The organism is Caulobacter sp. GW821-FHT10A10 (assembly GCF_059415745.1).
On sequence record NZ_JBWKNV010000006.1, the window covers coordinates 204,584 to 225,765 of the forward strand.

Annotated in this window: 42 protein-coding genes; 41 read left to right on the forward strand and 1 reads right to left on the reverse strand. The window is 66.6% G+C overall.

From position 1 onward, the window contains the following. Window positions 1-35: 35 nt before the first annotated feature. From AC07NS_RS17450 to AC07NS_RS17605, 32 genes are all read left to right on the forward strand, one after another. On the forward strand, window positions 36-293 hold the full coding sequence (locus AC07NS_RS17450; RefSeq protein WP_494605229.1) for a hypothetical protein: 258 nt from the start codon (window positions 36-38) through the stop codon (window positions 291-293). Next, window positions 293-2,464 (forward strand): hypothetical protein, encoded by a 2,172-nt coding sequence (locus tag AC07NS_RS17455; RefSeq protein ID WP_494605231.1) that lies wholly within the window; start codon window positions 293-295, stop codon window positions 2,462-2,464. The genes AC07NS_RS17450 and AC07NS_RS17455 overlap by 1 nt, the downstream gene beginning before the upstream one ends. Before the next feature lie 92 nt (window positions 2,465-2,556). After that, window positions 2,557-2,991, forward strand: a complete 435-nt coding sequence (locus tag AC07NS_RS17460; protein WP_494605233.1) for a hypothetical protein — start codon at window positions 2,557-2,559, stop codon at window positions 2,989-2,991. A 2-nt stretch (window positions 2,992-2,993) separates the two neighbouring features. Further along, on the forward strand, window positions 2,994-3,326 hold the full coding sequence (locus AC07NS_RS17465) for a hypothetical protein (RefSeq protein ID WP_494605235.1): 333 nt from the start codon (window positions 2,994-2,996) through the stop codon (window positions 3,324-3,326). A 1-nt stretch (window position 3,327) separates the two neighbouring features. Continuing rightward, a complete protein-coding gene (locus tag AC07NS_RS17470; protein ID WP_494605236.1) occupies window positions 3,328-3,579 on the forward strand; it encodes a hypothetical protein in 252 nt (83 codons plus the stop codon). Continuing rightward, complete coding sequence (locus AC07NS_RS17475; RefSeq protein WP_494605238.1) at window positions 3,579-3,818, forward strand: hypothetical protein; 240 nt, start codon at window positions 3,579-3,581, stop codon at window positions 3,816-3,818. The genes AC07NS_RS17470 and AC07NS_RS17475 overlap by 1 nt, the downstream gene beginning before the upstream one ends. Beyond that, window positions 3,818-4,147: a hypothetical protein gene (locus AC07NS_RS17480; RefSeq protein ID WP_494605240.1), complete on the forward strand. Its 330-nt coding sequence runs from the start codon at window positions 3,818-3,820 to the stop codon at window positions 4,145-4,147. Before AC07NS_RS17475 ends, AC07NS_RS17480 begins: the two co-directional genes overlap by 1 nt. After that, window positions 4,147-4,401: a hypothetical protein gene (locus AC07NS_RS17485; protein WP_494605242.1), complete on the forward strand. Its 255-nt coding sequence runs from the start codon at window positions 4,147-4,149 to the stop codon at window positions 4,399-4,401. Before AC07NS_RS17480 ends, AC07NS_RS17485 begins: the two co-directional genes overlap by 1 nt. 6 nt (window positions 4,402-4,407) lie before the next feature. Then, a complete protein-coding gene (locus tag AC07NS_RS17490; RefSeq protein WP_494605244.1) occupies window positions 4,408-4,593 on the forward strand; it encodes a hypothetical protein in 186 nt (61 codons plus the stop codon). A 65-nt stretch (window positions 4,594-4,658) separates the two neighbouring features. Continuing rightward, window positions 4,659-5,003: a hypothetical protein gene (locus AC07NS_RS17495; RefSeq protein ID WP_494605246.1), complete on the forward strand. Its 345-nt coding sequence runs from the start codon at window positions 4,659-4,661 to the stop codon at window positions 5,001-5,003. Continuing rightward, window positions 5,000-5,752, forward strand: a complete 753-nt coding sequence (locus tag AC07NS_RS17500; RefSeq protein ID WP_494605248.1) for a DUF6283 family protein — start codon at window positions 5,000-5,002, stop codon at window positions 5,750-5,752. The genes AC07NS_RS17495 and AC07NS_RS17500 overlap by 4 nt, the downstream gene beginning before the upstream one ends. A gap of 63 nt (window positions 5,753-5,815) precedes the next feature. After that, window positions 5,816-6,001 carry a hypothetical protein gene (locus tag AC07NS_RS17505; protein ID WP_494605250.1) on the forward strand — a complete coding sequence of 62 codons (186 nt, stop codon included), beginning with the start codon at window positions 5,816-5,818 and terminating at the stop codon, window positions 5,999-6,001. Continuing rightward, on the forward strand, window positions 6,001-6,492 hold the full coding sequence (locus AC07NS_RS17510; RefSeq protein WP_494605252.1) for a hypothetical protein: 492 nt from the start codon (window positions 6,001-6,003) through the stop codon (window positions 6,490-6,492). The genes AC07NS_RS17505 and AC07NS_RS17510 overlap by 1 nt, the downstream gene beginning before the upstream one ends. A 2-nt stretch (window positions 6,493-6,494) precedes the next feature. Beyond that, on the forward strand, window positions 6,495-6,860 hold the full coding sequence (locus AC07NS_RS17515) for a hypothetical protein (RefSeq protein WP_494605254.1): 366 nt from the start codon (window positions 6,495-6,497) through the stop codon (window positions 6,858-6,860). Next, complete coding sequence (locus AC07NS_RS17520) at window positions 6,857-7,192, forward strand: hypothetical protein (protein ID WP_494605256.1); 336 nt, start codon at window positions 6,857-6,859, stop codon at window positions 7,190-7,192. Before AC07NS_RS17515 ends, AC07NS_RS17520 begins: the two co-directional genes overlap by 4 nt. Next, window positions 7,185-7,349 carry a hypothetical protein gene (locus AC07NS_RS17525; RefSeq protein WP_494605258.1) on the forward strand — a complete coding sequence of 55 codons (165 nt, stop codon included), beginning with the start codon at window positions 7,185-7,187 and terminating at the stop codon, window positions 7,347-7,349. Before AC07NS_RS17520 ends, AC07NS_RS17525 begins: the two co-directional genes overlap by 8 nt. Further along, window positions 7,349-7,771, forward strand: a complete 423-nt coding sequence (locus tag AC07NS_RS17530) for a hypothetical protein (RefSeq protein ID WP_494605260.1) — start codon at window positions 7,349-7,351, stop codon at window positions 7,769-7,771. Before AC07NS_RS17525 ends, AC07NS_RS17530 begins: the two co-directional genes overlap by 1 nt. Next, a complete protein-coding gene (locus AC07NS_RS17535; protein WP_494605261.1) occupies window positions 7,771-8,211 on the forward strand; it encodes a hypothetical protein in 441 nt (146 codons plus the stop codon). Before AC07NS_RS17530 ends, AC07NS_RS17535 begins: the two co-directional genes overlap by 1 nt. After that, window positions 8,208-8,513 carry a hypothetical protein gene (locus AC07NS_RS17540; RefSeq protein WP_494605263.1) on the forward strand — a complete coding sequence of 102 codons (306 nt, stop codon included), beginning with the start codon at window positions 8,208-8,210 and terminating at the stop codon, window positions 8,511-8,513. The genes AC07NS_RS17535 and AC07NS_RS17540 overlap by 4 nt, the downstream gene beginning before the upstream one ends. After that, window positions 8,510-8,797, forward strand: coding sequence for a hypothetical protein (locus AC07NS_RS17545; RefSeq protein ID WP_494605265.1), 288 nt, complete (start codon window positions 8,510-8,512; stop codon window positions 8,795-8,797). The genes AC07NS_RS17540 and AC07NS_RS17545 overlap by 4 nt, the downstream gene beginning before the upstream one ends. Further along, a complete protein-coding gene (locus AC07NS_RS17550) occupies window positions 8,794-9,039 on the forward strand; it encodes a hypothetical protein (protein WP_494605267.1) in 246 nt (81 codons plus the stop codon). The genes AC07NS_RS17545 and AC07NS_RS17550 overlap by 4 nt, the downstream gene beginning before the upstream one ends. A gap of 6 nt (window positions 9,040-9,045) precedes the next feature. After that, window positions 9,046-9,366 (forward strand): hypothetical protein, encoded by a 321-nt coding sequence (locus AC07NS_RS17555; RefSeq protein ID WP_494605269.1) that lies wholly within the window; start codon window positions 9,046-9,048, stop codon window positions 9,364-9,366. Further along, window positions 9,363-9,764: a beta barrel domain-containing protein gene (locus AC07NS_RS17560; RefSeq protein ID WP_494605271.1), complete on the forward strand. Its 402-nt coding sequence runs from the start codon at window positions 9,363-9,365 to the stop codon at window positions 9,762-9,764. Before AC07NS_RS17555 ends, AC07NS_RS17560 begins: the two co-directional genes overlap by 4 nt. 152 nt (window positions 9,765-9,916) lie before the next feature. Continuing rightward, window positions 9,917-10,147, forward strand: a complete 231-nt coding sequence (locus AC07NS_RS17565; RefSeq protein WP_494605273.1) for a hypothetical protein — start codon at window positions 9,917-9,919, stop codon at window positions 10,145-10,147. A gap of 173 nt (window positions 10,148-10,320) precedes the next feature. After that, window positions 10,321-10,512, forward strand: a complete 192-nt coding sequence (locus AC07NS_RS17570) for a hypothetical protein (protein WP_494605275.1) — start codon at window positions 10,321-10,323, stop codon at window positions 10,510-10,512. A gap of 51 nt (window positions 10,513-10,563) precedes the next feature. Then, window positions 10,564-10,977, forward strand: a complete 414-nt coding sequence (locus AC07NS_RS17575) for a hypothetical protein (RefSeq protein WP_494605277.1) — start codon at window positions 10,564-10,566, stop codon at window positions 10,975-10,977. 195 nt (window positions 10,978-11,172) lie between these two features. Continuing rightward, window positions 11,173-11,907, forward strand: coding sequence for a hypothetical protein (locus AC07NS_RS17580; RefSeq protein WP_494605279.1), 735 nt, complete (start codon window positions 11,173-11,175; stop codon window positions 11,905-11,907). Beyond that, a complete protein-coding gene (locus AC07NS_RS17585; RefSeq protein WP_494605280.1) occupies window positions 11,904-12,314 on the forward strand; it encodes a hypothetical protein in 411 nt (136 codons plus the stop codon). The genes AC07NS_RS17580 and AC07NS_RS17585 overlap by 4 nt, the downstream gene beginning before the upstream one ends. Further along, window positions 12,307-12,678, forward strand: coding sequence for a hypothetical protein (locus AC07NS_RS17590; protein WP_494605282.1), 372 nt, complete (start codon window positions 12,307-12,309; stop codon window positions 12,676-12,678). The genes AC07NS_RS17585 and AC07NS_RS17590 overlap by 8 nt, the downstream gene beginning before the upstream one ends. Before the next feature lie 65 nt (window positions 12,679-12,743). Then, window positions 12,744-13,001 (forward strand): hypothetical protein, encoded by a 258-nt coding sequence (locus tag AC07NS_RS17595; RefSeq protein WP_494605284.1) that lies wholly within the window; start codon window positions 12,744-12,746, stop codon window positions 12,999-13,001. Window positions 13,002-13,003: 2 nt separating this feature from the next. Then, the gene (locus AC07NS_RS17600; protein WP_494605286.1) at window positions 13,004-13,648 is read left to right on the forward strand and encodes a hypothetical protein; all 645 of its coding nucleotides are present in this window, start codon (window positions 13,004-13,006) and stop codon (window positions 13,646-13,648) included. 815 nt (window positions 13,649-14,463) lie between these two features. Beyond that, window positions 14,464-15,120, forward strand: a complete 657-nt coding sequence (locus tag AC07NS_RS17605; RefSeq protein WP_494605288.1) for a hypothetical protein — start codon at window positions 14,464-14,466, stop codon at window positions 15,118-15,120. Window positions 15,121-15,193: 73 nt separating this feature from the next. On the opposite strand, the gene AC07NS_RS17610 is transcribed toward AC07NS_RS17605, so the two are convergent. After that, window positions 15,194-15,460 carry a hypothetical protein gene (locus tag AC07NS_RS17610; RefSeq protein WP_494605289.1) on the reverse strand — a complete coding sequence of 89 codons (267 nt, stop codon included), beginning with the start codon at window positions 15,458-15,460 and terminating at the stop codon, window positions 15,194-15,196. A 612-nt stretch (window positions 15,461-16,072) separates the two neighbouring features. On the opposite strand from AC07NS_RS17610, the gene AC07NS_RS17615 reads away from it, so the two are divergent. From AC07NS_RS17615 to AC07NS_RS17655, 9 genes are all read left to right on the forward strand, one after another. After that, on the forward strand, window positions 16,073-17,152 hold the full coding sequence (locus AC07NS_RS17615) for a hypothetical protein (protein WP_494605291.1): 1,080 nt from the start codon (window positions 16,073-16,075) through the stop codon (window positions 17,150-17,152). Between the two features lie 612 nt (window positions 17,153-17,764). Next, entirely contained in the window at window positions 17,765-18,301 is a 537-nt protein-coding gene (locus AC07NS_RS17620; protein ID WP_494605292.1) for a hypothetical protein, read from the forward strand. Next, the gene (locus AC07NS_RS17625; RefSeq protein WP_494605293.1) at window positions 18,301-18,507 is read left to right on the forward strand and encodes a hypothetical protein; all 207 of its coding nucleotides are present in this window, start codon (window positions 18,301-18,303) and stop codon (window positions 18,505-18,507) included. The genes AC07NS_RS17620 and AC07NS_RS17625 overlap by 1 nt, the downstream gene beginning before the upstream one ends. Further along, complete coding sequence (locus AC07NS_RS17630; protein ID WP_494605294.1) at window positions 18,504-19,016, forward strand: hypothetical protein; 513 nt, start codon at window positions 18,504-18,506, stop codon at window positions 19,014-19,016. The genes AC07NS_RS17625 and AC07NS_RS17630 overlap by 4 nt, the downstream gene beginning before the upstream one ends. Window positions 19,017-19,024: 8 nt before the next feature. Further along, window positions 19,025-19,651, forward strand: coding sequence for a hypothetical protein (locus AC07NS_RS17635; RefSeq protein ID WP_494605295.1), 627 nt, complete (start codon window positions 19,025-19,027; stop codon window positions 19,649-19,651). A 27-nt stretch (window positions 19,652-19,678) separates the two neighbouring features. After that, a complete protein-coding gene (locus AC07NS_RS17640; RefSeq protein ID WP_494605296.1) occupies window positions 19,679-19,936 on the forward strand; it encodes a hypothetical protein in 258 nt (85 codons plus the stop codon). After that, entirely contained in the window at window positions 19,933-20,202 is a 270-nt protein-coding gene (locus AC07NS_RS17645) for a hypothetical protein (protein WP_494605297.1), read from the forward strand. Before AC07NS_RS17640 ends, AC07NS_RS17645 begins: the two co-directional genes overlap by 4 nt. Before the next feature lie 10 nt (window positions 20,203-20,212). After that, window positions 20,213-20,818: a hypothetical protein gene (locus tag AC07NS_RS17650; RefSeq protein ID WP_494605299.1), complete on the forward strand. Its 606-nt coding sequence runs from the start codon at window positions 20,213-20,215 to the stop codon at window positions 20,816-20,818. Continuing rightward, window positions 20,811-21,140: a hypothetical protein gene (locus AC07NS_RS17655; RefSeq protein ID WP_494605300.1), complete on the forward strand. Its 330-nt coding sequence runs from the start codon at window positions 20,811-20,813 to the stop codon at window positions 21,138-21,140. Before AC07NS_RS17650 ends, AC07NS_RS17655 begins: the two co-directional genes overlap by 8 nt. Window positions 21,141-21,182 lie beyond the last annotated feature (42 nt).

The following is a 21,182-nucleotide window of genomic DNA, read 5'->3' on the forward strand; positions in this document are numbered from 1 at the left end:
GTTCACCAGAATCCAAACCTGTGGGAAGCTCACGCATGACCCGTCCGCCTCCGATGAACGGCACCAAGACCCACCCGCTGACCGAGGCGGCGATCAGCACCATGGTGTCGCTGCGCATCTCGCCCAAGCCTAGCTCGCAGGTGAACGCCGGCATCACCAATAGGCTCATGCGCGAGGACCTCGCCGAGATCGTCCAGCTGAAGTCGCCGTTCGCCAGCCACAAGGGCGGCAACTGCCCGCACCTGAAGCTGACCCAGGCCGGGCTAAACAAGCTCGACGAGATGGGCCGCTGATGGACGAGAACAGCCCTCTCCTCGAAGCCATCGGGCTCTACGAGCAGTACACCGGCGTCAAGATTCCGGACCCGGCGGCGCGCAGCTGGAGCGGCAGCTTCGGCGACTACGACATCCGCAAGTCCTACGAGCACATCAAAGAAGCCCTGGAGCTGGACCCGTCCGAGGTCACGGCCAACCTGATGCTCAGCTATTTCACGCGCGAGCTGATGGGTCGCCAGAAGCTCACGATGGAGCAGCTGCTCAACGACCCCGAGGGCTACCTCAAGAAACTGGAGACCCCTCGCCGGCTCCTCGACATCGTCAACCGCGAGGACATCACCACCGCGCGCGACGAGTTCATCGCGCGCCTGTCCAAGGCGCTGGACCGCTACGGCGCGGCCAAGCGCCCCGACATCGTCAAGACCCTTAAGCAGCACGACGTCGTCGCCTTTCTACGGCGCGACGCTCTGCGCGGCGTCGAGCGGCTGCGCATCAACCAGTTCCTGGCCGGCGAGCCAGAGCCCGCCGACGTCAAGCCAGTCTACCAGCACAAGGTCCACCAGTGGTGGAACATCAACTCGCTGTTGCAGGCCGCCTTGGAAATGCCCTCGGGCGTCAGCCTGAACTTGATCCGCGACCGCGACGAGTTCCAGAGCTACTTCTGCTGGTGCATCCGCAACGGCGGCAACCTCTTCATCCTCAGCGATGCGCCTGAGTACGCCCACCCGCTTCAGGGGCAGATGACCCGCCGGCCTGATCGGGCGCTTGGCGATCGCGCCTGCCGGGCTTGGTTCCCCTACGACCTGCTGGGCATGAAGTGGGACGAGGAAGCCGAGCGCTGGTACGTCGAAAACAGCGACGCCAAGGGTCTTGCCGTCTACCAGCAGGAATGGAAGCCGCTGAAGGCCATCTCCGAGCTGGGTCCCGAGGAGACCATCTGGTCGACCATGATGCTCGACCTCATCGCCCAGAAGTTCTGGACGCGAGGCTTCCAGGCGCCGCAGCTCTCCTACACTGGCGAGATGATCAAGATCGAGGATCGCCTCATCGAGCGCGCCACGACCGCCCTGACGACGGTGGGCGCTTACGAGCCCCTGGCCCTGGAGCCTCTCACGATCGACGATATGCGCTCCGACGCCCTGGACGAGAGCGAGATCGGCTCGAAGGGCTCCGAGCCCAACCGCTGGCTCGAAGAGCGCTTCGCCGACAAGGTCGATCCGAACCTGCTCAACGTCGTGGAGCAGATCGGAACGGTCGTGCTCCTACCGGACTACCGAGGCGAGTACCAAACAGATGAGCTTGCGGTGGGCGAAGTCGGTGAAGACGGCCTGCGCCGACTGACGACAGCTGACGTCAATTCGTTGGGCCACTTCAGGGGTAAGCACGCTCGCGACCATTCGCTCCAGGTGATGGACAGCACCAAGTTCGGAACCCGCGAGCAGCTCGCCGCCGACCGAAAGTTCATCGCCCGACACAACATGGCTACCTCGATCAGCCGTATGGCGCGGGCCGAGTACGACGCCCGGGAGAAGGATATCAAGAGCTGGTACGAGAAGGCCTGCAAGAAGAACCTGCCCGTCATCCTGCCCTGGTGCGCCCACAAGGAAATCTGGCTCGATCGCGGCATGGCCAACGACTTCGACCAACACGGCGGCGGCGGCCGTAGCATCGTCCGCAAGAAGGACTGGCGGTCAGGCCGAGGCCGGCACTACACCGGCTTCGTCGATCGCATCGACATCGCCGAAGAGAAACGGTCGAAGAACTACAACTACTCACTTTTCGGAGCGACGAACCTCGGCGACTACGACCACCGCGAATACGTCTGCGCGCTCACCGGCGCCAAGGCCAGCTACAAGGTCGCCTTCTACCCGAAGACGCCCGTAGAGGTCGCTCTATTGGCCGGCGTGAAGGTCGAGGACCTACCTGACGTGCTTCAGCACTGGCAGCCCGATCGTGACTATCAGGGCAACAGCATCCTTCAGAGAATCGACCCCATGGCCTGGGCCCTGCACGACCCCTGGAAGAAGCTGTGCCTCAACGTCATCGTGCCGTTGTCGATCCGGGGATTGGCGAAGATCGAAAAGGCTCCTGCCCTCCCCGACCTGCCCTACATCGTGACCAAGGAAGTGGTCGACGGGCAGCGTGCGGCGAACACAGAGGCCTTCAACAAGGCGACCTCAAAGACCTGACATCATGTGTTGACGGCCAGCACCGCGTTCGCTACAAGGTCCCCATCGACACGCCACCGGCGCGCGGTAAGCTGCACCCGAAGGAGACGATGATGACCGGCACGACCCAGCACCTCGACCCCCGCATCGGCCAGCTTCAGCGCGCCTCGGGCATCGTCTACTACGCCTACCTCGACGGCCACGGCATAGATAAGGAGCACACCGAGGGCACGCTCGAAGAGATCGAGATCGCCCTGGGGCTGCGCCCGGCGCCCAAGGCCGCCGAGCCCGAGCAGCCGACCGCACCAAAGACCGGGCGGCGGACCAAGAACGGCGGCTGGGTGCTCTCGTTCGGCAAGATCAAGGGCAAGCCCCTGGTGGTCGAGATCAGCGAAGCCGATTCGGTCTGCGCCGACGTGCGCTGCGGTGATTTCGGCTGCTCGCTGAGCCTGCTCTCCGCCCTGGGCACCGTCGACGAAGACGGCCCGGAAGTCCCCGAGGCGATCATCGAAGAGATGGAAGCCTGGGCCGTCTCGAAGGGGTGGTGAGCATGGCGATCGCACAGCACGGCGGCTTCATCGTCCAGGCCACGCCCGTCCCCGTCGCCCGGCCCAACAAGCTGGCGGCCGGCATGACCAAGACCCTGGAGCGCCGAAAGCGCGCCCTGGGCCCCAGCTTCGACCGCATGAGCGACGAAGCCCGCGCCCTGGCGGTCAAAGGCACCACCGACAGCCTGGGCAGCATGATCCGGTTCTCGGTGACCCGCGCGCCCTGCGGCTGCTGCGGCTCGAAGACCGGCAAGCTGAAGCTCAAGCCCGGCAGCTTCGGCGCCGAGCGTCTGGCCCGCCGCCGCCGGCAGGCCGCCAAGAGGATGGAGGCCTGACATGACCGCGAAGCGCCATCACATCACCATCGGCGGCGACGCATGGTGCGATTGGGCCGGCACCCAGGCCGGGACCAACCTCATGAAGGAGACTGGCGCGGTGTCCTGCGGCCACATGAGTGGCGCCTCGGCCGAGCGCGCGGCCAAAGTGCTGCGCCCGCACTTCAAGCACGGCCGGGTCAAGGTCGTCGCCGGCTGCTGCCCGCACGAGATTGCGATGGAAGAGTATCGCGCCACCCAGAGGAGCGCCTGATGATGCAGGTCTCTGACATCAAGGTCGGCCACACCTATAAGGGCGGCAAGCACGGCTATCAGCGCACCGTTGTGAACTGGGGCGCCTCGCCCTCCCATGTCGTCTGGGCTGTGACCAGCTCGCGGCTACCGCTGGGTGGCTTCACCGACACCCAGTGCAGCTCGACGGCTTCCTTCGCCAAGTGGGCGACCGAGGAGGTCGTCACCGAGTGGACGCCCAAGACGCCGGAGAACGCGTGATGCGCCAGCCGCTCTCGCTGCCCTCCACCACATTCAACGTCCTGGCCGAGGACAAGTCGGTCCGCGCCGTCGACATCGTGGAATTTGTGGAACTGAAGGTCGCCAATCCCGACTGCCACATCATCGCCAACGACGAGATCGGCACCTACCGCGCGAGCACCGTCCTGCTGCCCTGCTCGTCCCACAACTTCGGGACACCCCTGCCGTTCGAGACCGCTATCTTCAAGGACGGCGAGTTCCAGGAAATCTTCACCCGCTACGGCACCCACGCCGAGGCGTTGGAAGGCCACGCGCTGCTGGTCGAGCGCCTGAAGACGGGGCTGCACTGATGCAGAGCTACGAATTCCACGTCTACAGCCTGGAGGCCGACGGCGGCGTCTCTCGCGACGCCAGGATCGACACGATGATCTGCGTGAGCGACAAGGCCGCCGCCAGCGTGGCGCGCAAGCTCACCAAGGGGACCAGGGCGCCGGTGGATGTCGCGCGCCAGGGTCCTACACCTTGGGCCGATCGCTACGTCGGCACGGCCACTCCCAAGTGGCCGGAAGGCCCTTCCAACGCTACCGAGTTCGAAAAGGCCTGAGGTCCCGTGAAATTGAAAATCCAATTCGACACCGACAACGCCGCGTTCGACGGCGAAGGCCTGGAGCAGGAGATCGTTCGCATCCTGGTCGATGTCGCTGAGAAGGTCCGCGATCGCGGCGCTCGCGCGCTCGACGACTACCCAGTCCGCGACGTGAACGGCAATACGGTCGGCAAGGTCACGTTCGGGTAGAGCGCGTGCTTGAACTGGTCGAGCTTGGCGGGCAATTTGGGGCGTACCCTCGCCCTGGAACCCCCATGTCCGCCAAGCCCAGCACTCAAGAGATCGCGGACCAGCTTGAGGCCATCATCGCGCCCTTGGTCGGTCGGCTCCAGCGCTCCCAGGCCGCCAAGCAAGGCCTGCTGCTAGCCGACAGGGAAAAAGCTCTCCTCCAACTCATGCTTTCGGTGCTGAGCACGGACCACGTCAAAGGCATCGACATCGAGACCGTCGACTGGGTCATGGCCCACTTCATGGAAGACGAGGTCGAGGGCAAGCCTACGATCCTGGCCTCGCACGAGGTCGACTTCGCCCTTCAGGTGCTCGACGCGCTGCATGGCCTGACCGCGCTCGACACAGCCCCGCCAGTGGGGAACGCTTGACCCGCAGGACCACGAAGTTCAACGCGCGCTACGCCGGCCGCAGCGACAGCGGCGAAGAGTTCCAGGTCATCTCCCTGCGGACCGATAACGCCAAAACCAAGGTCGTCCGCAAAGAGCCCTGCCCGACCTGCCCCTGGCGCAAGGACCAGCCGGCCGGCGCCTTCCCGCCGGACGCCTATCGGCACAGCGCCAACACTGCACACGATATGTCCCCCAACATGTTCTCGTGCCATGAGAGCGGCGCCGACAAGCCGGCGACCTGCGCGGGGTTCCTGATGGCCAATTCGGCTCACAACCTCGGCGTCCGCCTGTCGGAGGCGTCAGGTCAGCTGGACTGGTCGCGCATCAGCGATGGCGGCCACGATCTGTACGGCTCCTACAAGGAGATGGCCGTCGCCAATGGCGTACCGGCCGACGATCCCGCCCTGGCTGACTGCCGGGGCAACAACGAGCCCCACCCTGCCTACGCCCGGGCCGAGGCGCGCCGCGCCGAGATGGTCGCCGCCCAGAAGGCCAAGCGCATGGCCATCTACAAGGGCCTGGATGACGACCAGCGCTATGTGCTCTGCCGCCTGGAGGAAGGCGATCCTGCGGAACGTCTGAAGGCCTATGGCTACGACCCCGCTTTCAGCAAGCTGGTGGCCGCCAAGCTGCTCGATCCAGACCACCGCGTGACGCAGTTGGGTTCGCTCATCATAGCGGGCCTGAAGAAGCGGCGCCGCTATCCGTGGAACGCCACAAAAGACTGACATCAGGTGTTGACTACCGGCATTCGCGGTTATAGACCTGGGCTCCTAGCAGAGGAGGCGGGCATGATCGGTGCTGACGAGAAGACCATTTCGGATCGCTACTGGAACGTCGTGTTCACCTCCTCGCGCCCGGGCGACATCGACGCCTACCTGCGTGAAGCGGCCATCCAAGGCTTCGAGATCAAGGGCGACCAGATCATGGCCGCGCGCTCGGACATCCACCGCGTCATGTTCAAGGCCGCTGCCTGATGCGCTACAACATCGAGGTCACCCCCCGTAACAAAGAGGTCCCGCCCTATCGCCTTCGCGATGAGAGCGGCGAGGTCTGCTACTGGCCCGACCTCGCCGGCGCCGAGGCCCACTACTACGAGCACCACATGCCGGCCTATGAGGACTGGCGCATCGTGCCGGCGATCTCGGCCGAAGAGCCGCACATCACCAACCGCTGGGTCTGGGCCGCGCCCCGCCGCTATCTGGAGGCGCCGCTCGGCGTCCTGGCCGACCACTGGGTGGTGAGCGACGTTGAGGGCGACCGGGGTCAAGGCGACCCGCGCGGCTACTCCTCGGCTAGCTGCGTGCTGCGGGTCATGAACCACGGGACCAAATGGTGCATCATGACCGAACGGGGGATGTACCTGCGGTTCACGCGGCGAGACAACCGCAAGGGGCGAGTGCGCCTGTACGCCACGGCCCTGGCTGCGGCGATCGCCGCTGAGGCCGAAGACGGTTCGGGGAGGTAAGGATGAAGCGCGCCTACACCGTGACGGGCTACTGGCCCTTCCCCACCGACATGCTGCGGCACGACGAGGCCGAGGCCGCGACGCCCGAGGACCGGGAGGTCATCGAGAAGCTCTCCGGCGAGTATTCGATCGACGGCTTCGGCCTGCGCGAGAAGGTCCGGGTGAACCTCGTCATGGAGGCCGGTGCCGGCGGCCGGCGCCATCCGAACTACGAGCGCTGGGTGAGCTTCACCTGGGAGGTGGTCGAGGACCCCAAGAGCGGCCTGATCAACTACGCCCGCGTCGCCCGCGACAAGCTCGCCCTGCAAAAGTCCGCGCTCGCCAAGTTGACGGCGGCCGAGCGCGAAGCCCTGGGATGGCCCGCATGAGCAACCGCGTCTACTTCTCCAGCCTCGAATGCGACGTGCTGACGACGCGCCTGGACGAGCCGGTGGACGTCGCCGAGGCCACGGGCCTGGACGGCAACGTCTGCGTCAATCTCTGCGACGCCTTCAACTCCGACCTCAAGGCCGCGCGCTTTATCAGCGTGCCGTGGGAAAACGATGACGCGGGCCGGGCCATCCTGGCCGACGCTGTGCAGAACACAGGCTTTGCCTCGATCTACCCGGACGACCCGAAACTCTGCAAACGCGTGATCGGCGCGGTGAAGCGCAAGCTGCGCGCGGCCGGCATCGAGATCAAGGAGCCCGAGAATGTCTGACAGCGAGCGCAAGAAGGAGGGGTGGTTCGTCCGCGAGAATGGCGACTGGGAGCGTGAGCCGGTCCGCGTCATCGAGCGCAACGGCAGCCTGACCCTGATCGAGACGGAGCGCGGTGAGCAGAAATGGCTCTCCCCTTTCGAGATCGTGGACGCGTGATGGCCGAGCTTCGCACCCAGCAGGAATCCGACGGGTCCTGGTCCGTCTACGAGGGCGAGGGCTTCCGACGCGGCAAGTTCGCCACCCAGTCACTGGCCCAGAACTCCCTAGATCGGATGGCCGACGACGACCTGACGGCGGACACCTACGTCACGGCTGCACAGGCCGAGGCCTACATGAAACGCTCAGAGCAAGCCCAGATCGTCGGCGACGCTCGGCTGGTGGTGGACCGGTTGGAAGGCACCGCCATCGACATCGAAGAGGCCTTCGCGTTGGCCGACCTGGAGCTGAAGCCTGCCGAGCGCTTCCTGGCGATCTGCCAGCGCGTCGATCAACTCGTGGCTCCCTGCGCGGACTGCGCCCATTGGACATTGCTGGGCGAGCTGGCCGAGGGCCGCTGCTACAGCTGCAAGGAAGCTTGATGACCTACTGCTACACCGAGGCCCAGATCGCCGCAGCTCGCGCAGCTTGCGCCGCCGCCGGCCAGAACCCGGACGGCTACTCCGACGTCCGGGACCACAAGGCCGACATCAAGAACTGGACCTACTTCATCGAGCCCGAGGCGCCGACCGTCGATGTCACCGCGCTCGAACGGGCTATGGCCGAGGGCCTGAGGCAGATGGAGGCGGCATACCTGGGGCGCGACGCCGTCCTGAAGGTCGGCAAGTACAAGGGCCGGCTGGGCAAGGTCGACGGCGTCACGATCACCTACCGCAACGGCGGCGACAATCCGGGCCCCTGCTTTGCCCTGATGGTGCGCCCCTACAGCCTCAAGAACCCTGGCGAGCTGCTGTGGGATCACCCGGACGCGCGCACCTACCGCCAGTTCGGCAGCTTCGAGCTGGTCGAGGCCTCGGCATGAAGATCGCCATCACCAAGCCCGGCCCGCCGGTCACCGAGGAGATCGACGTCGAGTTCCCGCTCTACTTCTGGGCCAGCTGGAGCGACCACATCGACGTCTACTTCCGCCTGAGGCTGGTGGACGGGATGATCCGCGTCGTGAGGGTCGAAGAGCACTCCAACTGGGGGCGCGATATCCACTACGAGATCGGCGAGGACGACGAGCCGCTCGCGAGTGTGGCCGAGTACCTGACTTACTCCAAGCGCACGGCCAAGGACTTCGACGAGCAGTTGGCCAAGGCCATGGAGCGGATCAACGCATGAAGCCCGAGGAGCAGGACACCTACATCCTGGCCAAGCGCGGCGACGACCTGGGCTCGCTGGAGCCTCGGCCGGCGCGCTGGGACGGCCACAAGAGCCTGCGCATCAAGATCAACGGCGCGGACATCGGGCTGGCCACGACCACCTACAGCTACAACCTCCTGCCCGAGGAGCGCGCCGAGGCGGCCGAGCGGCTGGCGGCGCTGTGGAGCCTGGGCGCGGCTTACGGCTGGAGCACCGAGGCGATCAAGGCCCTGACGGGCAAGAAGCTGGCGGAGGGCGCATGAGCGGCTTCCTCGAAGCCTGCCCGCACTGCGGCGGCGACCAGTATTACGTCACCATCCGCGTCTCGGGGAAAATCCAGAGCCAGTGCCGGTTCGACGGCGTGGCCGCCGACAACACCGAGCTTTGGGACAGCGCGATCCTGAAGGAGCAGAAGCGAAAGCACTGCTCTAACTGCGATCGGCCGCTGCCGGCGAAGGCCAAGCTGCGCCCGCCCGGTTCCGTCAACGACTCCGCAGATTCCTGAGGGCCCATGACCCTTTCCACCATCGACGCCGCCTCCGTCCTAGCGTTCCAACGCGGCCAGCTGCACAAGGCCGAGGACCTGCGCGCCCTCTATGCCTCGCCCTATGTGACGCCTGCCGGCCAGCTGACTGAAGCAGGCAAGGACCTGATGATCGCCGCGCTCCAGGCCGAGAACGGCGCGCTGCGCGAGCACGCTGCCGAACTGGCGCAATCAGGCAACCAGATGAAGGCCCACCTCGGCCGCGACGCCACCCTCTTCAAGATGGCTTGGGACAAAGTGGTGCGCGCCGGCCACGGCTTGCGCCACGCTCAGGGCGCGGGCCGATGATCCAGGTCAGCGTCGGGCAGACGCTCTTCCTCCTCCCGCGTGACGGCTACCTGCGGCGCGCGCCCCGCGTGCCCAGGCCGGTGACCGTGACCAAGGTCGGCAAGAAGTGGGGCACGATCGGCGAGGGCCGCTCTGCCGACCAGTTCCGCCTCCCGACCCGGGAGCACCAGCGCGCTTTGTGGGTGCGCAACGACGACGCCGCGCCCGCCTACATGCTCTTCGTCTCCGAGGACGCAGCGATCGAGCACATGAAGCGCGAGGACCTCTGGAAGGAGCTGCGCAAGAGCATGGACGACATCGGCCGCGAAGTGCCAGACTTGCTGGACACGCCGCTGCTGGCCCAGGTGGTGGCAAGCTTCCGTGCGGCGGCCGACGCGCCTGACAACGACTGGGACTAGAGCGCAATGGTGATCCCCCTCGTTAGGTCCAGCCGCCGTGCCGCCATAGCCTTCTGGCTGCGGGCCTTGCTCGACGGCAAGCTACGGCTCGGGCTAGGCTCACGACATCGGCCCAAGGCCATCGAGATCACCTTCGCGCCGGACCCCGACCGATGACCCAGGTTCCCGAATGGGCCCGCGCCATCACCGAAGGCGTCATGGGCGGCCCGCCGTTCGAGATCGGCGACATCGTGCGCCACCCCGACGGCCGGATGGTGAAGATCATCAGCGGGCAGTTCTGGGGCGAGCACGGGCTCTCCAACCACTGGTCCTGGCGCGAGGTCCGCGACAACGTCATCCAGCTGAAGGTCGAGCATGGCTCAGGCTGGTATCCGAAAACCTGAGACGCGCTTTGCCTGCGCGGTGTGCGGCAAGCTGAGCGCCGGCCGGCGGCCCAGGCGGGGCGACGACAGCGAGCGCTTTCCGCGCCGTCACGCCGGCGCCAACGGCGAACCCTGCCCTGGCAACTACGAGTTCGCGCGCTGGATCGACACGTCGATCGACGCATTGAGTCGCCATGAAGAAGGCGGTTCAGGTGACGATCGCGGGCCAGAAGTGGTCGGGCGGCTGGGAAGAAACCGGCGGTGAGCTGTGCGTCTCCAGCGCCTACGGTTGGCGGCGCGTGAAGCTCGGGCGCAAGGACCCGAAGGCTGCCGCCGCCAAGGCGATGGAAGAGATCGTGGCTGAGTACCGCTCCGGCCGGCATTGACTACGAAGTCGCTGATCCGATTACGCTTTCTCCCCATGTGAGGAGAGCGTGATGCACCCCATCGATTCCACCGACATCTGGCGCCACCTGGAAATGCGCGAGCTGATCCGCCAGCGCCTGGACCCTATCGGCAAGCTGGCCGCCAAGTTGATGTTCGAGGCAAACATCGACGACCTGGAGCTGAAGTCCTGGGCCTGGGACGAAGCCAGGATCACGTCGGACGATCCCAGGCTGATCCTCCACTTCGCCACCGAGTTCCCTAGCCGCACGCCGGACTTCAAGTTCGCCCTGCCGCTCTGGTACGCCGATGAGAAGCGGGACTTCACCAAGCACGCCCACGCCTTCCGCGCCAAGGAGCGCGCGGAGCGCGAGCCAATCGTGACCGACCGGGTCGAGGCTGACCTGAAAGAGCGCGACGAGAACGAATTCCACCGCCTGAGCCGGAAATTCCGGCCAGTGAACTGACATCGCGCGTTGACAACCGGCACTCGCTGCCGGTATCCCAGACAGCAGAACGGCCGGCGTCGCACTCGCCGGCCGCTCACGGTTTCGAAGCGCCCCGCTGTTCCCAAGCAGCGGTTTGCTTCTCGTCGGGGAGCCTCGCAGCTGACGAGCCCTGACTGCGGATAGGTCAGCACAACCTCAGGGATTTCACAACCCATGCCTGACCCGATCAGCTCCTGGCGAGGCTTTCACGGCGCGATGTACGCGGGCCTCTACTCCATGAGCGCCGCCACCTACGCCGCTCGCGAGATGGCCGAAAAGCGCGCTGGGCGGGAGGCTCCCCTGATCATCATCGACGACCCGGTGAGTCACTGGCCCATGGCGCCGCGCAAGACCTGGGACACGGTGGTGCTTGACCAGTGGATCACGATGCTGCCCAGCCGGCCGCGCCAGCGGTTCTGGATGAAGCGCTCCGAACCGGCGCTCACCTTCTATGACCCGGCGCCGGCTCCCTCCCCCGTCGAGGAGGCTATCGCTAAGCTGAGCAAGCGGCTGCTCGATCCCCGGGCGGGCTACAGCATCGCCGAGCACAGCCGGCGGACGACCAACCCGTGCGTGACCTGGGAGGTCGACGAGAGCAGCTTCGCCGCCGACGTCGCGCACTACACCGATCTCAGCGGCATCGAGAGGCGGCTGTTCGGGCACCTCTATGGCGCGATCGTCGAGCACGAGCTGGCCTTCATCGACGGCCGCCGCTACCTGACGCCCAGCCTCAACCCCGACCGCGATCCCATCGCCGTCCGCATCGAGCCGCTGTCGGCCGCCAAGCTGAAGGCCTTCCTCCCCGAGCCCCTGGACCTGCCAGTCCTGGACACGGCGTCCGTGGAGCCGCACGCCGGCACGCGGCTGCGCCGCCAGCAAGCCTGGGCGCGCCCCGGAGGCCGCGCATGAACCTCGGCTCCGACGAGGACCTGACGGTCGACTACCCCCTGCGCTCGCGGCTGCGCGACACGGTCGGCAAGGCCTTCATGTTCTCGCAGGAGGGCACGCCGCTCCAACGCCTGGAGGACGGCCAGGACGTGCCGGCCAAGGAGGTCGCTAAGCACGTCGCCGAGCTTCGTGAGCGCGTCGAGTGGGGCAAGTCGATCCTGCTCCGGGACGGGCCGACGCTGGAGGAGGTCGACGCCCTAGCCGCTTACGTCCAGCTCCAGGTCAAACGCGAGGCCGTCCAGGCCAAGACTCTGCGGCTGATCAAGGAGCTGGCGCAGGCCGGCTATACCTACAGCTCCGCCCAGCGCATGTTCTGCGACCAGCTCAACGCCTTCGACAAGAAGCACCCCGGAAAGCTCGATGGCTAGGATCAAGGCGACGGACATCCTGGAACGCCTCGGCCCGCCCGAGGACTTCTACAACATCACCAGGGGCCCGGCGCCGGCCGGCGAGTGGGACCTCTTCCGCCTGGGCGCGTTGAAGGGCGAGGCCGCCTACCGCTTCATCATCGACTGGTACGCCCAGGCGATCGCCGACTACGACTGCGTCGCGGTCCCCTACGCCGCCTCCAACTGGGAGCGAATGCCCGAGAGCCGGCGCGAGTTCGTGCGGCGCAAGGCGGCCGTGCAGCTGGCGGCCGACCCCAAGCTCTTCAACCGCGTGAAGGTGCAGATCGAGGGCGACGTGCGCCAGCGCAAGCTCCTCGAACGGTTGGCGAAAGCTGCGACCTAGGCTTGAAAAGCTCCGGAATGATCGTAAGCGTGAGCGCTCGTTAACGGGGGAACCAGTTGCCTAAAATGCCCGTCCTTTGGCGCCTCAAGTGGGGCTACAAGCGCACGCCCGACGAGGCGGCCAAGCTCGCCGACAAACAGCGCATCTTCGGCTGGGACGTCATCAAGACGATCCTGCTGTCCTCCGCCGGCGCCATGCTCATCGTCCCGACGTTCAAGATCGAGGGGCGCGGCGTCGACTTCGGACTGGCGGGCCAGGGGGTTGGCTTCCTATGTCTGGTGGCCGTGGGCATAATGGTCTGGCAGTCGGAGCACACGAGGTAGGCATGAGCACCGAGCTAGTCCCCCTGGTCCTGGGCGCCTTCTGTCTCGCTTCCATCGGCGCGGGTGTGTGGCTGTCAGCCCGAGCCTCCCGCCTCGCCCAGATCGCGCACGACGCCCAGATCGCGCACGACGCGCAGGCAGTCGCGAGCGTTTCGGAGGCAGAGGCGGAGATTGAAGCCGCCCTGTCCGGCGAAAGCGTCTCGAAAGCAGCGGCCAGGGCCGAGGCCTTGCTAGCCGAAGGAAGGCTCAGGGAGGCAGAGGAGACGATCAGGGCCTCTCTGGCCGCCGCACATGCCCACATCGACAAAGTCCTGGCGTCGTCTCCTGACGGATTGGGAGCGCCCATCGTGGACGCCGTCTACGACACCAAGGAAGCCGCGATAGAAGCCGCCCGCAAGCGCGCCATGTCTTCGATGAAACAACGCGCCGCCAAAGCCCGGGAGGAAATGGGCGCGGTATTTGAAAGCACCGTCCCGCTGGCTGCCGCCTCAGCGCCTGTCTTCACCGACTACACCCTGGACCAATTCCGCACCGGCGGCTGGAGCGTCAAGAAGGGCAGCCTCGCGGCCGGAACCTATTTCGTCGAGAAGTCCCCGGGCAGCGCGCCTAAACCTCCCAAGCCCCGCAAGACGACCAAGCGCGCCTAACATCTTCGAGATATCGCGAGATAAATCGTAATGGCGCCCGCCCTCGGGGGAGTACCGGCCGCCTTATCCACAGGTCTTCGATTGTCTGCATTTGCAGACAATGCGCCTGATCGCTAGAAGACCCCGGCCTGGACTGATCTCCAGGCGCCAAATGTTGCGTCCGGTGGGCCTCTGCCGGAACGTGGTGACCCTAGGGCCGCTCCGATTATTCGGGGCGGCCTCTTTTTATGCTTGCGTAATCGCCCACGCCCCATCAACCTCAGCCCGTCAGCACTCTGGACTGACAGGTCGGCGGCGTTGGCCCTCCCCGGGAGCGCCGTCGACCCTCCCCCACGAAAAGCGAATCCGCTATAGCCACGCTGCCTGACTGAGGCGGCGCGGGTGTCCTCGAAAGCATCCGCGCCAGAGGGCCGCCGGCTACCCCGCAAGCGGCCCTCACCCCCAGGCCTCCTATAGAGCAGCCTCGACGATCAGCCCGATTCCTAGGGATGAGCCGCGTAGCGGTGCGCCGGATTTTTCCCGAGCGGGAAGAATGGGCGGTGCGGGGCGTGATCGAGCCGATATTTTCCCGATCGGGATCATTCGCTGTGCAGCATATTTGGCCGCCAGAGCGCAGCTGCGCGTCAGATGTGACCGTTTCAGCCGATCGGCCGCTTTCACCGGATGCTGAAACAGCCCTGTCGGGTGAAACGGTCCTGTCCCCAGGCCGGCCGGAGGCTGCCGGCGAAGCCGGGCGCGGAGGGCGCGAAGCGCACGTAGCGATCTAGCCCAGGCGCAGCAGCGCCCCTATGCTGGCGATCTTCACGGGGGTGTTCATGCGTCTTGCTCTACTGCCGCTGCTGGCGCTCGCAGCGTGCGGGCCTACGGCCCCGAAAACGCCGCCGCCGGCGCCAAAGCCCCTCACCTTCCAAGGCCTGCTTCTCGAAGGCGGGCCGGCCGAGGCCAAAGCCGCCGGCTTCACGCGCTGCGAGATGGAGTACGGAACCGAGCCGGACTGCTTCAGCGACAACACTGAGATTCTCGGGGTGAAGGCCCAGCAAGCTTTCGTGCTCCTGCGCCATCCCGAGCTGCCAGGGTCCGCGACGAAGGACACGACCAAGCTCGCCTACTCCGGCATCACCTACCGGTTCCCGCCGACCCAGTACCGCGACCCCTGCCTCAAGAGCGGCGGGACCTTCGCCTGCATGGATGGCGGCGACGGCGAGCTGGAGGACCTGGACCAAATCCTGCGCGCCCAGGGCTTCCTCCTGACCAACCACCGCAGCACCTACACCTACGTCTCCCCCACCGATCCGTTGATCATCACGGTCTACACCGACTTCGGCGACAACGGCTCGGTGGTGGTTTCCAAGTGGCCGGGCGGGTGGCAGGGGACGATCGAGGACGAGCGCAAGCGCATCCGCGACAAGGCGGAGATCGAGCGCGAAGCCGAGGCCAAGCGCGAAGCCTTCATCAAATCCATGGCCCAGTAGGTGGCGAACCTGCTCACCACCTGCGCCCACCACCAAGGACGGCTTCTTCGTGGCGCCCAGGTGGTCGACTAGCTTAAAGCAGCGGTAAGCCCATCGCCTTGCGGCTCTTGTTGATCTCGTCGGGGGCGTAGCCGCGCTCGCGCCCCTCGGCGGCCATGGCGCGCTGCTCGTCGTCGGTGCATTGGACGTGTATGTCGCGCCACGCATCGACGTTCACGGCCGCCAGGGCGACGGTGTCGCGGCACTCCTGGCTGACGGCCTTCTTGGACGGGCCCATCGCAACCGCGAGCACCACGAACCCAACGACGCCCAGCGCCGCAATCCCCAGCCACTTCATCACGCCCCCTCTGCGCACCCCTGGTGGTCATAGTTGCATGCCTCGCGGCGCGCGCGAAGCGTTCACCGGCCGCGATTTGCGTTCACCACCGGCGCGCTCGGCGCAGCCGCGTTCTCGCCCCCTATCGGCGCTGGACCGCGAAGCGGCGACGCGGAATTTTCGGATATCTCCAAGTAAAACCGTATGTCCTGGTAAACAGTGCAGTCCCTGTAAATGTCAGGAGCACCCTTTGCCGGGTCGGCCGTGCGGGCTAGCTTGACCGAGCCGCGAGCGGCATCACCAACATGACGAACTTGGGCCCTGCCGGCGATCCGCTGGTGGGGCCTAACTTTGACGCATCTGAGGTGCGCGATAGTCGGGACGGCGGGACGGCGTGGGGATGAGAGGGTGAGACGTCGAGAGGTCGCCCAGGCGAAGCAGTCGAGAGGTGAGACGTCGTGACGGGCCTCGTCCCCTGGGCTGGCCGGAGGCTGCCGGCGGAGCCGGACGCGGAGAGCGCGAAGCGATCGTAGCGGGTCCACGGGTGTCGGATTTTCACGACATGGGTTGACGTCGTGTGTCGTGGAATTTAGGCATACGCACGAGATAACTCAGAGAGTGAGCCCAACGACACCCATGCCCGCCGCCGCCTACAAGACCATGCACGGTCGCAACGTCGACCACACCACCTACCTCAACGCCATCATCGCCGCCGTCGCCAGCCGCAAGACCGCCCGGATGGGAGAGGTCGCCGAGGACATGGGCCGCGAGTACGTCGACGGGCCCCAGAGCGCGGCCCTGCGCCAGCAGCTGGCCAAGCAGCTGTGCCATCTGGCGCTGCGGGGCGTCCTGGAGAAGGTCGAGGGAGATCGCGGCGTCTACCGCGTTGGCGCCCAGCTGGAGGAGCGCGGGGTCAACAGCTTCGACGCCGATGAGCGCGCCATCGCCAAGGTCCTGCGCGAGAACGGCGGCGTCGCCCGGGCCCGGGACATCCACGAGGCGTTCGGCGTGCGCATCGCCGGGCCCCAGGCCGAGGCCAACAAGACGTCGGGGATCGGCAGGCGCCTGACCGACGTGATGAGCCGCTCCGAGCGGGTGCGCCAGGACTTCGGCAAGCGCGGCGTCTACAACCTGCCCAGCTACGAGCAGCGCACCGTCGTCCTGCGGGGCTACGCGGCGGCGGCGATGATCGAGGCGGCCGTCGGCGAGGCCATGAGCGCCACCGAGATCGACTACGAGCCCCAGCTGTGGCGCGAGGAGCGCGACGAGTTCTTCGCGCACGTGGGACGCACCTTCCAGCGCCTGCGCAGGGCCTGCGACCTGGACGCCGCCGAGGTGGCGGGAAAGCCGGCGGTGAAGGCCGCCCTCGACGCCATGGTGGAGACAGCGCCCGCAGAGAGCCAGAACGCCCGCCAGGACTTCTACGACCACCTCAAGAAGCGCGAGCGCGACCTCGTCGCCGCCGGCCAGCCGGAGTGGGCCGCCCAGGAGATGGTGGACAAGGAACGCGAGGTCCTGGAGGGCAAGCTGCACGTGATGCTCTACGAGCGCTTCGAGGCCGGCGAGCTGGGCACGCACGTCGCCGCCACCGTGGCGTTCTACGAGGCGGTCGCCGGGCTCTACAACATCGACGCGGCTTCGCTGTCGCGCGGGTTCCTGGCGCCGGCCGGCGGGATCAGCATTGAGCTGACCGATCCGCAGGGCGTGGTCGGCTAGGTTCGCCATATCTCCAAAACCTGAGGTATTGGAATACGGCAGGTCTGGAGCCATCAGGGAGATAGGGCGCTGGGCGGACCCCAGTGGCCCTATATACCCTTACACATATAACGAATAATCACGAGATATACGGGAGATACCTATACGAGAGGCCTCCCGGTGGGGCCTATAAAGCCATATACATATAAAGAACAATCACGAGATACTATACGAGATACAGGAGCCACCCTTTATATATATACTATATATATCTCTTAAATATTCTTTATTCTCTCATTATAGGGGTATAGAGAAGAGAGAAGAAGGAAGGCGAGTTCGGCGGCCTTCTACAACTCGACGGTGGTGATCCGGCCTGCGGCCTTCCTCGTCGACTCTCGGGGTATCTCCGAGCGCCTGCGCCGCCCAGGCCGGCGCTCGTCGAGGTCCTGTGTCGCCATTTCTTGACACTCGTTCGACCTCATGAGACACAAGGGTCATCACTTCCCGTAAATTTCCCACCTAGCCTGCATGTCTCGCGCTGTTCTGCGCCCGGCCCCCGAGGCCGCTCCCCGCCCCCTCCACTCCTCCGACGCCGTTCTCCAGGCCGCCATTGATGGGTCCATCAAGGCGATCATGGACTGGGTCGTGGGCCACATGCCGTCCGCCTCCGAAGTCGCCGTGCGCCAGACCATCGCCTCGGTCATGCGCACCGCCGGGGCGGACGGCTACCGCATCGGGGCCTGCCTCCAGCGCGACTACGAGTGGCCAGTGGATTTCGCCCTGGTCCGCGCGCTGCAAGACGCCGCCACCGCCCTGCCCTTCTGCCTGATCTCGCAGACGCGGGCCTGGGCCATGCGCACGGGCATGCGCTTCCCCGGCGCGGAGAAGGAGCGCGTGGAGTGGACCGATGAGACCGGCCGCCACTTCACCGGCGTGGTCTTCACCCTGGATCAAGGCCGCGCCCAGGCGCTGGTCAAGCCGTCCATCGGGATCGTCATGGGCGACGCCATCCGCGTCGACGCCGAGCTGGTCACCGCCAATGTGACGCGCGGGCTCTATGCGAGCCTGGGCCACACCGTGCCGCTGGTCACCGAGCGCGTCACCCTGCTGGGCGACTTGGTCAAGCCGGCCACGACCATGCCGGCCGCCGTCGGCGCGAGCGCCGCCTGATGGCCGCCCTGGACGCCTATTCGAGCTGGGACGACGAGTTCGACTTCCAGCCCTCGCGCTCGGGCGCGGCCGGCCCTGACGGCGGGGCCTACACCAAGGTCAGCTTCATCAGCCCCGAGTTCGACGACCTGGACGAGGTCGAGGACGATCTGGAGCAGCTGGGCGAGCTGGCAGCCGCGCGGCACGCTGAAGACGAGGGCCTGTGACCCGCGTCCTCGGCTGCGACCCCGGCAAGTCCGGGGCCTTCGCCCTCATCGACACCGAAGCCTGGACGCTGGCGATCACCGACATGCCGCTGGAGCCGGGCACCGGCGGCAAGGAGCGGGTCTCGCCGGTCGGCGTCTCCGACATCTTCCGCCATGCCCAGCCCGACCACCTCTTCCTGGAGCTGGTGTCCAGCTCGCCCCAACAGGGCGTGACCAGCGCCTTCTCGTTTGGCCGCTCGCTCGGGATCGTCCAGGGCGCGGCCTATCACGACGGCGCCGTCAGCGTGACCGAGGTTCGGCCCCAGGAATGGAAGGCCAAGACCCTCACGCCCAAGGACAAGAACGAGGCGCGCCGCCGGGCCATGCAACTGTTTCCTTCGGCTCAAAAGTTGTTCGCCCGCGTCAAGGACGACGGCCGGGCCGAGGCGGCGATCATCGCCTTCTACGGCTGCCTCTTCCTGAAGTTCGCGCCCACCCGAGCCATCCAGCTCGTCGAGTTCCCCTCCTGAGTACCCGCATGCGTAAGACCCTGGCGGCGCTCGCCGCCGCCGGCCGGCTGGCCACGACCCCCGCGCCTAAGCAGGTGCTGACGCGCTTTGGCAAGGCCACGATCCTGCCGGCCGACACCGACTACAGCATGACCGCCGACCACGTGGTCGATGATCCGCGCGAGCCGGTGATCACCGCCACCGGCGTGCTCAACGCCAGCGGCATGATGCTGATGCGCGTGGCCATCCCCATCAAGCAGCGCATGGGCTTCCACACGCCGGGCTGGGACCGCGAGGTCGAGGACGAGGTGATCCACATCGTGCCCGAGGATCAGCTGGGCGTCTCCGACAGCGGCCTGGGCGTCTCCCACCACACCACCGAAGAGGTGGAGGACGAAGACGACGGCGAGCCGGCGCGGATGCCGACCCAGGACGACCTCAACGCGGCGATCGCCAAGACCAAGGCGGCCGAGGCCGAGCGCATGAGCGCCGCCAGCGAGCTGACCGATCCCGAGAACGACTTCCAGACCGCGCTCGACACCGCGATCGAGGCCTTCAGCACCTGGGCCGAGAGCGCCATCGAGATGCTGGTCATCGGCCGCGCCCTGGCCGCTCAAGCCGAACCCGACGAGCGCCAGCCGGCGCAAGACCTCTGACCCTCACCTGATCGAAAGACCTATCCCATGACCACCGCCGTCCCCATCGAAGTGAAGACCGTCCTCCAGGACCTCGCCACCCAGGCCCATGCCGCCGCGACGTCGGTCATCACCGCTCGCAAGACCTTCGACGACGTCACCGCCGCCTTCGTTCTGGGCGGCTCGTCCCAGGAGAGCGTGATCAACGCGGGCTACGCCTACGCCGTCGTGACCTACGAGGCGGCCAACAAGCAACGCACGCTGATCGACTACATCACCAGCCTCGAAGTGGCCGCCGACGAGTGACCTACACCCCCGGCCGCGATCCGCAGGAGGAGGCCGCCATCGGCCATCACCACCGCCACCAGCAGACGGCGTTCCACACCCAGGACGCCTGGAACGCGGCCACCACCAAGTTCACCGATCTGGTGGCCCAGGGCGCTGCGCCCTGGATCATCGAGCAGTACCGCCTAGAGGCGGTCGCCGCCTTCGAGGCCCTCCTCGACAGCGCCAAGGCCGAGAGCGAAGCGCTCGCCCAGCTGGCCGCCCTCCAACGCCGCAAGAAGCGCTAGCCGCCCACCCATGCCCCACCTCTCCAACCAGAAGCACGAGCAGTACGCGCGCCACCGCGCTCGCAACATCCCCGCCAACAAGTCGGCGCTGGCGGCGGGCTTCTCGGCCGGCAGCTCCACCACGCACCTGGAGACCGACCCCGACATCCAGGCTCGCATCGTCGAGCTGCGCGAGGAGTTCGAGAACCAGCGCCGGCAACAGCGGCTGGCGGCCGAGGAAAGCGCGCGCATGGTCGGCGAGATGACCGGCATGGGGCGCGGCTGGGTCATCACCAAGCTGGCCGAGAACGCCCAGAACGCCGCCCACGAGGGCGACTTCAAGGAGAGCAACGCCGCGCTCAAGCTGATCGGCGAGGAGCTGGGCATGTTCAAGGGCGATCAGGGGGAAGCCGGCGGCTCGCCCGTGCCCCACACGCTCAACATGGACCTGCTGGAGGGCGTGCTCGACGCGGCGCAAGGCGCGCTGCCGGCGGCCGAGCTGAAGCCGGGCGAAGCCGAGCGGATCATCGACCCTGCCGTGGCGCTGACCCTGATCGAGGGCCAGGGCAAGAAGGCCGCCACCGAGGAAATCGCCGGCCACGAGCCGGGCGACTTCGGGAGCTTCGACGATGAGTGAGGTCCTGGGCGTCGCCGTCAACGTGCCGGCCCTGCTCCTGGGCGCAGTCTGCCTCGTCCTCTACGCCATGGTCGAGATGGCCCGCCGCCAGCTGGTCAAGGACGCCGCCGAGATGACCAAGGCGCGTCTCCAGCTCGACATCTACGCCGACGCCCTGGTCGAGATGGAGCAGGCCGTCGCCCAGGCCGCCCAGCTCGCCGACGAGCGCCGGCAAACCCAGGCCCGCTGGCTGATCTGCGCCGTCCAGATGGAAGCGCTGCATCAGCGGGCCGAGAACATCCTGACCGGCGCCCACCGCGCCATCGCCCGCGAGCCGGGCTGACCTTCCCTGCCGCCGGCTCCTGACGCCGGCGCCTTCGCATCC